We start from the raw sequence: 12547 nt of genomic DNA, 5'->3' as shown, positions 1-12547 counted from the left end.
ACCGATGAGCTGCCCGTCCTGCGCCACGGAACTCCCCGCGGAGGCGCGGTTCTGCGCCCGGTGCGGCGCCCCGGTGACGGCCCCGGGGCCGGCGGCCGAGGAGCGCAGGGTCGTCACCGTGCTGTTCTGCGACCTCGTCGGGTCGACCGAACTGTCCGGCCGGCTCGACGTCGAGGTGCTCCGGTCGATCCTGCTGCGCTACTACGCGCTGATGGAACGCCGGATCGGCGCCCACGGCGGGATCGTGGAGAAGTTCATCGGCGACGCCGTGATGGCCGTCTTCGGGCTCACCGCCACGCAGGAGGACGACGCGCGCCGGGCGCTGGAGACGGCCGTGGACATGCTGGCCGCGCTCGACGAGCTCAACACCCAGCTGGAGCGCGACCACCGGGTCCGGCTCGGGGTCCGGATCGGCGTGCACACCGGCGAGGTGGTCACCACGGCCGATCCGGCCAGGCGGCAGGCGCTCGTCTCCGGCGAGGTGGTCAACGTCGCCGCCCGGCTGGAGCAGGCGGCCGGCCCCGGGGAGATCCTGCTCAGCGCGCAGACCTGGCGGGCCTGCGGCTCCGGGCTGACCGTCGCCGAGGTCGGCCCGGTCCGGCTGAAGGGGGTGGCCGGGCCGATCGAGGCCGGCCGTCTGCTGGGCCTCTCGGAGCCCGAGCGCGCGCCCCGCTCCGACGTGCCGTTCGTCGGCCGCGAGCGCTACCTGAGCGAACTCGACCTGGCCTGGCGGCGGGTGGCCGAGGAGGGGGACGTCCACGTCCTCACCCTGCTCGGCGAGGCGGGCATCGGGAAGACCCGCCTGGTGGACGAATGGCTGCGGCGCGCGGCCCCGGCCGTCGAGGCGGTCGGCGCGGGCCGCTGCCGGGCCGCCGGCACCGGCGGCTCGCTGCACGCGCTGGCCGAGTGCGTGGCCCCGCTGGCCGAGGAGGCCGGGCGGCACACGCTCGACGGGTCGGCCACCGCCGCGGCGCTGGCGCTGCTCCGCACCGGGCTGCTGCTGGACGGCACGCCGGCCCCGTCCGAGGACGACACCTGCGCGGCGGTCGCCCATGTGCTGACCGTGCGCACCGGCGAGCACCCGGTGCTGCTCGTCGTCGACGACCTGCACTGGGCGGACCAGCCGTTCCTCGCCCTGCTCGACCGGCTGGTGGAGGACCTGCGCCGGCTGCCCGTCCTGGTGCTCTGCCTGGCCCGGCCCGAGCTGATGGACTCCTGCCCCGGCTGGGGCACCGGCCGGGCGAACTCGACCACGGTGACCGTCACCGGTCTGTCCACCGCCGACTCCGCCGTCCTCGCGGCCCACCTGGTCGACCTCGCCCTGCACACCGCGGCGGCCACCGAACAGATCGTCGCCCAGGCCGACGGCAACCCGCTCTACCTCGAACAGCTCGCCGCGACGGTCGAGGAGGCGGGCGGGGCCGAGGGGCTGCCGCCCAACCTGCACGCGCTGCTCGCCGCCCGGATCGACCGGCTGGACGAGACCGACCGCACCATGCTGCGCCACGCCTCGGTGGTGGGGCGCGAGTTCGACGCCGAGGACCTGGCAGCCCTGGCCGGCGGGCCCGGGCCGGCGGCCGTCGGCACGACGGTGCTCCGCACCCTGACCCGGCGCGGTCTGGTGAAGCCGATGCGCCGCCCGTTCGGCGCCGGCGCCGCCTACTGCTTCGTCAACGGCGTGACCCAGCGGGTCGCCTACGAGGGGCTGACCAAGACCCGGCGCGGCGAACTCCACGAGCGCTACGCCGAGTACCTGCTGCGGGTCGGCCGCCCGGACGCGCTGGTCGGCACCCACCTGGAGCAGGCCTACCGGTACCGCAGCGCGGTCGGCCGCCGCACCGAGCACGACCCGCTGCTGCGCCGGCGGGCCCTGCGCCACCTGGCCCGGGCCGGGGCCGGCGCGGTCGGCCGGGTGGACCTGCCCTGGGCGCTGGCCCTCCTGCAGCGGGCCGCCGACCTCGCCGACCCGGCCGACCAGGGGCGGCCCGAGGTGCTGCAACGGCTGGGCGAGGTGCTGCTGGCGCTCGGCCGCTCCGGTGAGGCGCGGGACGTGCTGGTCCGCGCCGTGGCCGAGGCCGACGAGCACGGGGCGGCGGGGACGGCCGTCCACGCCCGGCTGCACCTCGCCGCCTGTGAGCACGACGACGCCGCCCTGGAGCGGGCGGCCGTCGACGGTCTCACGGTCTTCCGTGCCGGCGGCGACCAACTCGGCCTGGCCCGCAGCCGCCTGGTGCTCGCCGGGTCCTGCCAGCGCCGGGGGCGGCACGGCCAGGCGGTGGCGGCGCTCGGCCACGCCCTGACCCACTCGCTGGCCGCGGCGGCCGACCGGGAGCTCGCCAACACCCTGGGCGCGATGGGGCTCTCGCTCTGGCACGGCCCGGAGCCGGCGCCGTCCGCCGCCGCCCGGTGCGAGGCCCTGCTGGCCACGCACGGCGCCGACCGGCTGGCCGTGCAGGTCACGCTGGGGTTCCCGCTCACCGTGCTGCACGCCCTCCAGGGCCGCACCGACCGGGCGGCCGAGTGCCTGGCCGGCGTGCGGCGCGCGATGGCGGCGCTCGCCTACGGCGAGGGCGCGGTGTTCGGGCCGCTGCTCGACGGGACGCTCGCCGCGCTGGCGGACCGGCCGGAGCAGGCCCGGGCGGCCCTGCGCGAGGCGCTGGAAGCGGCCCGGGCGCTGCGCGCGGGCGGACTCGTCCGCACCACCGCGCTCGAACTGGCCCGCGTCCACCTGGCGGCGGGGCAGTGGCGTCAGGCCGCCGATCTGGTGGAGGACCTGACCGTCGCCGACGGCCATCCGGTGGTGCGGGCCAACCGCTACGGCGTCCAGGCCAGGATCCGGGCGTTGGGCGGCGAGCCCGGGGAGGCCCTCGCGCTGGCCCGCCGGGCCGTCCTGCTGGCCCACCGCACCGACTCCCCGGCCGACCAGGCGACGGCCTGCCTCGACCTGGCGTACACCGGTGCCCTGCTCGGGCGGCCGGTCCAGGCACGGGCGGCGTTGCGGGCCGCGCGGCGCCGCTTCGACGCCAAGGGACACCTCGTCGGAGCGGCCCGGTGCCGGCTGCTGACGGAGGAGCTGGGTCTGCCGGAGGAGCCCGGCCCTCCGGAGGAGCCCGGCCCGGCGGGGGAGCGGGGCGGCCGATGACCACCACGCCACCCGTCACCCGGACCGCCACCGCCACCGGGGCCCGGGCCTCCGCGCTGACCTGGAACCTGCTCGACCGCCGCCCCGCCGACATCCGCCTCGCCGGCTCCGAGACGGCGTCCGTCACCCCCGCGTGGGCCTACGGCGGTGCCGACGGTGCCGGAGTGCGGGTCTGCGTCGTCGACAGCGGCGTCGAGGCGGGCCATCCGATGGTGGGCGAGCTGGCCGGCTCGCACGCCGTCGTCGGGCGGGACGGCGGCCTGACGGTGGAGGAGGTGGCACCGGCGGACACCTGCGGCCACGGCACGGCCTGCGCCAGCATCGTCCGGCGGGTGGCCCCCGGCTGCGAGCTGCACAGCGTACGGATCCTCGGCGAGAACGGCGGCGGCACGGGCGCCGCCCTGCTCACCGGGTTGAGCTGGGCCATCGAGCAGCGGTTCGACGTGATCAACCTGAGTCTGTCGACCTCGCGCCCGCAGTTCAGCCAGGTGCTGCGGGAGATGGCCGACGACGCCTACTTCAACCGTTCGGTGATCGTCGCCTCGGCGCACAACTCCCGGATCGAGAGCTTCCCCTGGCGGTTCTCCTCGGTGGTCTCGGTCGGCAGCCACGCCGAGGACGACTCGGACCTCGTGCTCTACAACCCGGATCCGCCGGTGGAGTTCTTCGCCCGGGGGCAGGCGGTGCGGGTGGCCGGACCGAACGGCAGCACGACCCGCAACACCGGCAACAGCTTCGCGGCGCCGCACGTCACCGGACTGAGCGCGCTCATCCTCGGCAAACACCCTCGTCTGACGACCTTCGAGCTGAAGACGATCCTCTACCTGACGGCAGCCAACGTGCGGGGAGTGTGAGATCCATGGACCGTCCGGCGGACTCCACGGCGATGATCGCGGCGATCTCGGGCGCCCTGGCCGATCCCGGCCCGGACGACCGGGAGTTGCTGAACTCCATCGTGCGGGTGGCGCGGGAGATCTTCGGCGCCGCCGCGAGCTCGATCTTCCTCTTCGACCGGGAGCAGGACCAACTGGTCTTCGAGGCCGTCTCCGGGGAGGGGGAGGACTTCCTGGTCGGCACCAGGTTCCCGGCGCACCGGGGGATCGCGGGCTGGGTCGCCGACACCGGTGAACCGATGACGGCGGACGACCTGCGGGGCAGCGCGATCTTCGCGCAGGACCTGGCGGAGCGGACCCGCTACGTGCCGGACGCGATCATGGCGGCCCCGGTCGTCCACCGGGACGAGATCCTGGGCGTCATCCAGGTGCTCGACCCGCACCCGCAGTCCCGCTCCAGCCTGGCCGACCTGGACCTGCTGGTGGCCTTCGCCGGTCAGGCCGGGCTCGCGCTGCACGGCCTGGTCCGCAACCGGGCGGCCCGCAGCGCGCTGGCGCTCGGCGGCGCGGAGTTCGAGCGGCTGGCCGGCATCGTCCGGGTCCTCGGCGAGCTGGCGCCCGAGCAGCGGGCCAGCGGGCTGCGGCTGGTCGAGTCGCTGCACGAGGTGCTCACCGCGATGGCGCGCTGAGCGGGGGAGGACCGGCTCCCGAGGGCCGGCGCCCGCCCCGCCCCGTCCGGCCGGCCGGCCTGCCTGCCTGCCTGTCCGGCCCGGTGCCCGCCGCGCCCGGTTCGGACCGGGTGGCCCGTGGGCCGCCTCCCTCCGGTGCGTCAGCAGCCGTCCGGCAGCGGGCCGCGGTGCAGGGCGGCGGCGAACCGGTGGGCCAGCCTCGGCATGCGGTAGTGGACGGCGTGGGCCCGCACCTCGTCGCCCTCGGCCACGGTGACCAGATGGGCCTCGATGAGCTCCTCCACGATCCGCTCGGCCGGCTCCGCCAGGCCGTCCAGCGCCGCCAGCAGGACAGCCTGGTCGAAGGCCGGCCCGGGCAGTGCGCCGAGCGCGCCGAGCGCGGCCTGCTGCCGCGGGGCCAGCCCCCGGTGGAACCTGCGGTAGCCGTCCTGCACGGAGGATCCCCCCACCGACAGTTCGTGGGGGCAGGCAGGCAGCCGGCCCAGCCGCTCGGCGTACTCCGGCAGCGAGAGGTGGCGCAGCGCGGTGAGCTTGGCGGCCAGCGCGCGGACGACCAGCGGGGAGAGTCCGTACACGTCCCGAAGCCGGCGCAGCGTGCGGTCCGCGTCGACGAGCCGCTGCTCGCCGAGCACCCGGGCCAGCAGCTCCCGGGCCTCGCCGGGGGTGAACTCGTGGAGTTCGACGCGGTGGACGCACTCCAGACCGCTGAGCCGGTGCGCCGAGGTGACCAGGGTGCGGCTCGGTCCGCGGCCCGGCAGCAGCCGGCGCACCTGGGGCTCGCCGGTCGCGCCGTCGAGGACGAGGAGGACCTGCCGGTCGGCGATCCAGGACCGCCACAGCGCCAGTGCCGCGGTTTCCTCGCGGGGCGGGGTGACGTCGAGACCGGTGCTCCGCAGCAGCTCGGTCAGCACCTCGTGCCAGTCGCGGGGTGCGCCGTCGGGGTGTCCCAGCGGGACGAAGACCTGACCGTCCGCGAAGCGGTCGGCGAGCCGGTGGCCGACGTGGACGGCCAGCGCCGTGGTGCCGACGCCCGGCGGGCCGGAGACCGCCGCGACGTCGGTACATCGGAGACCGTCGGTGAGGGCCGCCACGGCCGTCTCGACCTCCTTCCGACGCCCGACGAAGTCCGCCAGATCGCGGGGGAGTTGGGAGGGCTTGGCGTGCTCGCGACGGCGATCGCGGTCCGGCCGGGCCGACCGCTCGCCGGCCAGGATCGCCCGGTAGGTCTGCCGCAGGACGGGGCTGGGATCGAGACCGAGTTCGCGGGCGATGAACTGCCGGTGGTTCTCGAAGCAGGCGAGCGCCTGGCGCCGGCCGCCGACCTGGTCCAGCGCGGTCATGTGCAGCACGATGAGCCGCTCGCGGAACGGGTGCCGGGCGGCCAACTCGGCCAGCCGGTCGAGCAGTCCGAGCGCCCGGCCGGACTCGACCTCCAGCTCGGCCCAGTCCTCGTACACCGCCAGGAACCGGTCGGCGAGCCGCTCCGACTCGCGGGCGGCGAACGGGCTGCCGAGCAGGTCGACCAGCGGCTGGTCCTGCCAGAGTCGCACCGCCTCCCCGAACAGCGCCGACGCGCCGGCCGGATTGCCCTCCCGCTGCGCCTGCCGCCCGGCCGTCGCGAGTTCGTCGAAGCGCAGCAGGTCCGACTCCTCGGGCGTCACCGTCAGGGTGTAGCCGTACGGCACATGGCCGATCCGGTCCCGCAGGACCTTGCGCAGGGCGGAGACGTACACCTGGAGGTTCTTGCGCGCCGTCCGGGGCTGGTCGCCGTCCCAGAGCGCGTCGATGAGCTGGTCGACCGACAGCACGGTGTTGGCCCTGCTCAGCAGTGCGGCCAGGAGTAATCGCTGTTTGTACGGGCCGAGTTCGAGCAGGGTGTCGCCGGACCGTACCCGCAGTGGTCCGAGCATCGTGAAACGCAGCGGTCTTGTCGCGCCGGTGTTCCCGGTCATATGGCCCCTCCCCCAGAGTGCGCCACGCCATGGGCACAGCTCGGGCCGGCCCGATCGGGGCCGGTCGCCCTCGTCTGTACTCCGACGGTAGCTTCGCCGAGAAGAGGATGTCTGGCAAGGACGTGGTGAGCGATTGGTGAACAGCGGTATCGGGGAGCCGGGAGGGGCGGGACAAGCTGCCAGGAAGCCGCGCACATACCGGAGTTCAACCGGCGGCTCCTAGCGTCGCAGCGTGACGTCGGCCGACGTCCGAGCGCGAGCGAGAGGAGATCCGAATGTCCGACGAGGTGCAGGCACACAGCGTGGGCGGCGACGACGAGGACCTGGCGGGCTGCGGCATCCAGTTCAACGCCAGCGTGGACGAAGAGGTGCAGGCCCACAGCGTGGGCGACGAGGACGAGGACCTGGCGGGCTGCGGGATCCAGTTCAACGCCAGTGCCGCCGACGGCCCCGCCGGCGTGTAGCCCGACGCTTCGTCATCGGCCGACTCGCCGCCGGACCGGACGCCCCCGGCGGAACGAGGCCGGACCGGCCTGCGCGGGTGCAACCGCGCAGGCCGGTCGTCGCCTTCCCGCCCGGCACCCGATCATCCTGTGAGGCCTTCGTGGACAGTCTGCTCCGGCTCGTGGACGACCTCCCGACGCTCGAAACCGCGTGGGAGCGCGAGCCCTTCGTCAGTACCGGCCTGGGCGACTTCGGTGACGTGTTCTCCCTGGAGACCGCCGAGCGGCTGATCCACAGCAGCCTGCCGATGACGGCGGTGCGGCTGTTCCGCGACGGCGAACTGATCCCGGCGGAGCGCGTTCTGCGCAACCGGGGGAGCAACCCGAGGAGCCGCGAGAAGTTCGCCGACGGCACCAGGATCACCGACCTGGTGGCCGAGGGCGCGACGCTGACCCTGGAGGAGCTCCAGAACCACAGCCCGGAGGTGGCGCGCTTCGCGGCCGACGTGGCCCGCGAGACCGGCTACGAGGCCGACTGCACCGCCTTCCTGACGCCGCCCCGGGCCCGCGGCGCGGCCCCGCACTTCGACCTGGTGGGGATCTTCCTGCGGCAGCTGCACGGCTCCAAGCGCTGGCGGGTGAGCGCCCCCGTGCGGCGCCTGCCGAGCCGTGCCCGCGCGGTGGACCCGTCGGAGGTCGGCGACCCGGTGCTCGACGTCGTCCTCACGGAGGGCGAGTGCCTCTACCTGCCGCGCGGCTTCGTGCACGTCGGCGACACCACGGACGAGCCCTCCCTGCACCTGTCGATCGGGCTGCGCGGAGTCACCTGGGAGCGGGTCCTGCGCAGCCTGCTGGCCGGGGCGGCGGAGCGGTTCGAGCCGCTGCGCGAAGTCCTGCCGCCGGCCTTCTCGGACCTCGACCCGGCCGCCCTCTACCGCGAGCGCGTCGACCTGCTGGCGAAGCACCTGGCGGACGTCGACTGGTCGCGGGTCTCGCTGGACCCGCTCCGGGCCGAGCAGCCCCCGGCGGCGCCGGCGCCGGGCAGCCTGGCGGCCTCGCTGCGCCGGCCCGCCGCCCTCCCGGAGCCGGCCGCGGACCCGCGGCCGGACCGGGGGCGGGACTGACGGTTCGGCCGCGCGCCCTCGGGCGCGGTGCGCGTGGCCCGCAGCGCGCGGCGCAGGTGGCCCGCACCGCCCGGCGCGGCCCGGTTCAGGCGAACGGGGTGCGGTGCAGGGAGATCAGCAGGCGCCAGCTGCGGGCGGCGAGTTCCTCGGCGGTGGCCGGTACGAGGCCGTGCAGCCAGTCGGCGAGCAGCGCGGTGAAGGTCGCGGCGACGGCGGTGGCGACCAGCTCGGCGTGCGGCGCGCCGGCCAGCTCACGTTCGGCGCGGCTGCGGTCCCGGAGCTCCCGGTGCAGGCGGTCGCCCAGCGGGCCGGTGCCGCCGGGCAGCAGCAGCGAGCGGTAGACCCCGCCGTGCCGCTCCACGTCCGCGAGGAACGCGGCGAGCGCGGGCGGTGGCGCGGCCGGATCGGGGGTGCCGCGCCAGGCGTGCAGGGCGTCGACGCCGTCCCGGACGACCTCGGCGCAGGCGTCCACCGCGAGCGCCCGCAGGTCCTCGTAGTGGAGGTAGAAGGTCGCCCGCCCGACGCCCGCCCGGCGGACCACGGCCGCGACGTTGACCTCGGCGGGCGGGCGCTCGGCGTACTCGGCCAGCAGGGCGGTGCGCAGCCGGGCCCGGGTGCGGTCGGCCCGTGCGTCGCTCACCGGGCGACCAGGACCGCGGTGAGGGCCAGCGCGCCGGGCAGGGCCTGGGCGAACAGGATCCGGCGGTTGGCGGTCGCCGCGCCGTACAGGCCCGCGACCACCACGCAGCAGAGGAAGAAGACCTGGACGCGGAAGCCGGTCGGGTCGTCCGCGACCAGGCCCCAGACCAGGCCGGCGGCCAGGAAGCCGTTGTAGAGGCCCTGGTTGGCGGCCAGCGGCGCGGTCGCCTTCGCCATCGCCGGGTCGAAGCCGGAGAGTCCGCGCCCGGGCGCACGCTCCCACAGGAACATCTCCAGGACCAGGATGTATCCGTGCAGTGCGGCCACCAGGCCCACCAGCGTGCTCGCGACGATGCCCATGCCGGGGCTCCTTTCTGGACTGTTGTCCAACAATAATAGACATGTGTCCAGAAACTCCGCGACAGGCTTCGCTTCAAGAGGTGAAGTCAAGGCCTCCACAAGGAAGTTCCACCGCTTCATCTCTTGACCGTCGTCCGGAGGGGCGGGACAGTGTGTCGACGTCTGAGAGCGCTCTCAGGCCGTCGCCGTGTTCCCATCGCCGAGGGAAGGCATCCCCCATGTCGGCACCCCCGTCCCCGTCGCCCGTCCCGCCGCCCGTCCCCGTCCCCGCCCGCGTCCCCGCCCGCCCGGCCGGGCGCCGCCGCGCCCCGGTCGCGGTCCTCACCGTGCTCGCCCTGCTGCTCGCCGGCCTCTGGACGGCGGCCGGAGCGCGGGCGGCCGCCGACTACACCCGGCTGACCCTCGGCATCGGCTGGTAGTCCGAGGCACCGCTCCTCCCGCCCGTCCCCCTGCGCCGTCCCCCCACACCCGTCCACCCACGGAGGTGCACCACCGTGTCCGGAAACGCCACACCCGGAACCACCGCCACCCGCCGACGCCGCCCACGCCGCGCGCTGGCCACCGTCCTGACGGCCGCCGGCGCGGCCACCGCGCTCTGCGCGGCGCTGCTCGGCACCGCGACGGCCGCCGTCCCGCCCCCGGCGGCGGGCTGGACGACGGTCTGGAGCGACGACTTCGGGGGTGCCGCCGGCAGCCTGCCCGCGGCCGCCGACTGGATCGTCGACACCGGCACCAGCTACCCCGGCGGCGCCGCCAACTGGGGCACCGGTGAGGTCCAGACGTACACCGCCGACACCGCCAACCTCCGCCAGGACGGCGCCGGGAACCTGCGCATCACCCCGATCCGGGACGCCAACGGCACCTGGACCTCCGGCCGGATCGAGACCCGCCGCAGCGACTTCGAGCCGCCCGCCGGCGGGAAGCTGCGCATCGAGTCCCGGATCCAGATGCCGAACGTGACCGGCCCGGCGGCAGCCGGCTACTGGCCGGCCTTCTGGACGCTCGGCGCGCCGTACCGCGGCAACTACTGGAACTGGCCGACCATCGGCGAGTTCGACCTGATGGAGAACGTCAACGGCGTCAACCAGGTCTGGGGCACGCTGCACTGCGGCGGGAACCCCGGCGGCCCGTGCAACGAGACCACCGGCCTCGGCGCCGTGCACGCCTGCCCGGGCTCGGCCTGCCAGGGCAACTTCCACACCTACGCGCTGGAGTGGGACCGCAGTGTCAGCCCGCAGCAACTGCGCTGGTACGTCGACGGTGTGCAGTTCCACTCCGTGACCTCCGCCCAGATGGACGCCGCCACCTGGGACGCGGCCACCGCGCACGGGCACTTCATCCTGCTGAACGTCGCGATGGGCGGCGCCTTCCCCGACCCGGTGGCGGGCTACCGGACGCCCACGGCCGCCACCGCCTCGGGTGTCCCGATGCTGGTCGACTACGTCGCGGTCTACCGCTCGGGAGGCGGCAGCACGCCGCCGACCACCACGCCTCCCACGACCACCCCGCCGACCACCACACCTCCGACCACCACCCCGCCGGGCGGCACCGGGAGCGCGTACGGCACCCTCCAGGCCGAGGCCTACGGCGGGCAGTCCGGGACCGTGCTGGAGGCCACCACCGACACCGGCGGCGGCCAGGACCTCGCCGCGCTCGCCAACGGTGACTGGGCGCTCTACCCCGGCGTCGACTTCGGGAGCACCCCGGCCCGGCAGTTCAAGGCCAGGGTGGCCTCGGGCGCGGCGGGCGGTGTCAGCGGACTGGTCGAGGTCCGGCTGGACAGCCGGACCGCCGCCCCGATCGGCTCGTTCGCCGTCGCCAACACCGGGGGCTGGCAGAACTGGACGACCGTCCCGGCCAACATCGCCGCGACCACCGGCAAGCACGACGTCTACCTGACGTTCACCAGCGGCCAGCCGGCGGACTTCGTCAACGTCAACTGGTTCACGTTCAGCACCACCTGACGCGGGGTGCCGGGCGGTGGCGGACAGGTGCCGTCCGCCACCGCTCCGGCGTGCCCGGCCCGGCCGCTGTCCTGCCGGCCCGGCCCGGCCGCCCGCCGGTTCTGCCGCCGCCCCGCCGGCCCGGCCCGGCCGCTGTGCCGGACGGGGTGGCTGGGAGCGCTCTCACCGCCGGGTTCGGCGACCCGCTAGGCTCTGGGGACGAAGCGTCCGCGCGAGAGGAGTCCACGGTGCCGGAGCAGACGCCGCGTCCGACACTGGAGTCGGTCGCCGAACTGGCCGGGGTCTCCCGGGCCACGGCGTCGCGGGTGGTGAACGGCGGCGAGGGAGTCCGCGAGGCCCTGCGGGAGAAGGTCCGGCGCGCCGTCGACGAGCTCGGCTACGTGCCGAACCCGGCCGCCCGGACGCTGGTCACCCGGCACAACCGGGCCGTCGCGGTCGTGGTGGCCGAGCCCGGCAGCCGGCTGTTCTCCGACCCGTTCTTCGCCCAGCAACTGCGCGGCATCGGCCGCGAGCTGGCCGCCGCCGACCACCAGATGGTCCTGATGATGGTCGAGGACCAGCACGACTACGAGCGGGTCGGCCGCTACCTGGCCGGCGGGCACGTGGACGGCGCGCTGCTGTTCTCGCTGCACCAGCCCGACCCGCTGCCCGCCATGGCGCGCAAGGTCGGGCTGCCCTTCGTGGTGGGCGGCCGACCGGGCTGGGCGGGCGCCGAGTCCGACCCCGACCTGGTGTACGTCGACAGTGACAACCGCGGCGGCGCCCGGCTGGCGGTCGGCCATCTCCGGTCGCTCGGGCGCACGGTCATCGCCACCGTCACCGGCCCGCTCGACCAGACCTCCTCGCTGGACCGGCTGGACGGCTACCGGGACGTGCTGCCCGACGGCGACCCGGCGCTGATCGCCGAGGGCGACTTCACCCCCGACGGCGGCGGCCGTGCGATGGCCGAGCTGCTGGCCCGCCGGCCCGACCTGGACGCGGTGTTCGCCGCCTCCGACGCGATGGCCTCGGGCGCGCTGCGGGTGTTGCGCGAGGCGGGCCGCCGGGTGCCGGAGGACGTCGCCGTGGTCGGCTTCGACGACGTCGAGTCGATCGCCGCCTGGACGGCGCCGCCGCTGACCACGGTGCGCCAGGACATCGAGGAGATGGGCCGGTTGATGGCCGGTCTGCTGCTGCGCCGCCTGGCCGGCGCCGGCGGACGGTCGGGGTCGGCGGCACCGGCCGCGGTCTTCCCGTCGGCCCTGCGGCCCGCCGGTCCGACCTCCGTGATCACCCCGACCCGGCTGGTCCTGCGCGCCTCGGCCTGAGCGCGGCGCGGGCCTGAGGGTCCGCGCCGTCGCCTTCAGGTCCTGAACGCCCGGTTCGTGGTGTCCCCGAGATTACGTTCGGGTTTCGACCCCT

At 75.5% G+C, this 12547-nt stretch carries 11 protein-coding genes; 8 read left to right on the top strand and 3 right to left on the bottom strand.

The annotated features are described in order from the left end of the window. Nucleotides 1-4: 4 nt before the first annotated feature. From ACIQTO_RS28815 to ACIQTO_RS28805, 3 genes are read left to right on the top strand one after another with little or no spacing between them, the layout of a single operon-like run. The gene (locus ACIQTO_RS28815) at nucleotides 5-3142 is read left to right on the top strand and encodes an adenylate/guanylate cyclase domain-containing protein (protein WP_402393888.1); all 3138 of its coding nucleotides are present in this window, start codon (nucleotides 5-7) and stop codon (nucleotides 3140-3142) included. After that, entirely contained in the window at nucleotides 3139-3996 is an 858-nt protein-coding gene (locus tag ACIQTO_RS28810; protein WP_402393885.1) for a S8 family peptidase, read from the top strand. Before ACIQTO_RS28815 ends, ACIQTO_RS28810 begins: the two co-directional genes overlap by 4 nt. Nucleotides 3997-4001: 5 nt before the next feature. After that, the gene (locus ACIQTO_RS28805) at nucleotides 4002-4664 is read left to right on the top strand and encodes a GAF domain-containing protein (RefSeq protein WP_402393883.1); all 663 of its coding nucleotides are present in this window, start codon (nucleotides 4002-4004) and stop codon (nucleotides 4662-4664) included. 140 nt (nucleotides 4665-4804) lie between these two features. Here the strand turns inward: ACIQTO_RS28805 and ACIQTO_RS28800 are convergent, their stop codons facing one another. Further along, nucleotides 4805-6574 carry a BTAD domain-containing putative transcriptional regulator gene (locus tag ACIQTO_RS28800; protein WP_402393880.1) on the bottom strand — a complete coding sequence of 590 codons (1770 nt, stop codon included), beginning with the start codon at nucleotides 6572-6574 and terminating at the stop codon, nucleotides 4805-4807. A 317-nt stretch (nucleotides 6575-6891) separates the two neighbouring features. Between ACIQTO_RS28800 and ACIQTO_RS28795 the strand changes: the two genes are divergently transcribed. Further along, nucleotides 6892-7080: a hypothetical protein gene (locus ACIQTO_RS28795; protein WP_402393877.1), complete on the top strand. Its 189-nt coding sequence runs from the start codon at nucleotides 6892-6894 to the stop codon at nucleotides 7078-7080. A gap of 140 nt (nucleotides 7081-7220) precedes the next feature. Further along, nucleotides 7221-8183 carry a JmjC domain-containing protein gene (locus tag ACIQTO_RS28790; protein ID WP_402393874.1) on the top strand — a complete coding sequence of 321 codons (963 nt, stop codon included), beginning with the start codon at nucleotides 7221-7223 and terminating at the stop codon, nucleotides 8181-8183. Nucleotides 8184-8268: 85 nt separating this feature from the next. On the opposite strand, the gene ACIQTO_RS28785 is transcribed toward ACIQTO_RS28790, so the two are convergent. Then, a complete protein-coding gene (locus ACIQTO_RS28785; protein WP_402393872.1) occupies nucleotides 8269-8823 on the bottom strand; it encodes a TetR/AcrR family transcriptional regulator in 555 nt (184 codons plus the stop codon). Next, the gene (locus ACIQTO_RS28780; protein ID WP_402393869.1) at nucleotides 8820-9182 is read right to left on the bottom strand and encodes a DUF1304 domain-containing protein; all 363 of its coding nucleotides are present in this window, start codon (nucleotides 9180-9182) and stop codon (nucleotides 8820-8822) included. Before ACIQTO_RS28780 ends, ACIQTO_RS28785 begins: the two co-directional genes overlap by 4 nt. A gap of 218 nt (nucleotides 9183-9400) precedes the next feature. Here ACIQTO_RS28780 and ACIQTO_RS28775 point away from each other — a divergent pair, with 218 nt between their 5' ends. The 3 genes from ACIQTO_RS28775 to ACIQTO_RS28765 all read left to right on the top strand — a co-directional run bounded on the left by ACIQTO_RS28775 (nucleotide 9401) and on the right by ACIQTO_RS28765 (nucleotide 12453). Beyond that, nucleotides 9401-9601, top strand: a complete 201-nt coding sequence (locus ACIQTO_RS28775; protein ID WP_402393867.1) for a hypothetical protein — start codon at nucleotides 9401-9403, stop codon at nucleotides 9599-9601. Between the two features lie 75 nt (nucleotides 9602-9676). After that, nucleotides 9677-11146: a glycoside hydrolase family 16 protein gene (locus ACIQTO_RS28770; RefSeq protein WP_402393864.1), complete on the top strand. Its 1470-nt coding sequence runs from the start codon at nucleotides 9677-9679 to the stop codon at nucleotides 11144-11146. Nucleotides 11147-11373: 227 nt separating this feature from the next. Beyond that, nucleotides 11374-12453 carry a LacI family DNA-binding transcriptional regulator gene (locus tag ACIQTO_RS28765; RefSeq protein ID WP_402393862.1) on the top strand — a complete coding sequence of 360 codons (1080 nt, stop codon included), beginning with the start codon at nucleotides 11374-11376 and terminating at the stop codon, nucleotides 12451-12453. The last annotated feature ends 94 nt before the right edge of the window (nucleotides 12454-12547 follow it).

Origin of the sequence: Kitasatospora sp. NPDC091207, from assembly GCF_044768625.1 — a bacterium.
In the GTDB taxonomy this organism is placed as follows: Bacteria; Actinomycetota; Actinomycetes; order Streptomycetales; family Streptomycetaceae; genus Kitasatospora.
The sequence above is the reverse complement of the archived record's forward strand: the minus strand, read 5'-3'. Positions and strand labels throughout refer to the sequence as shown.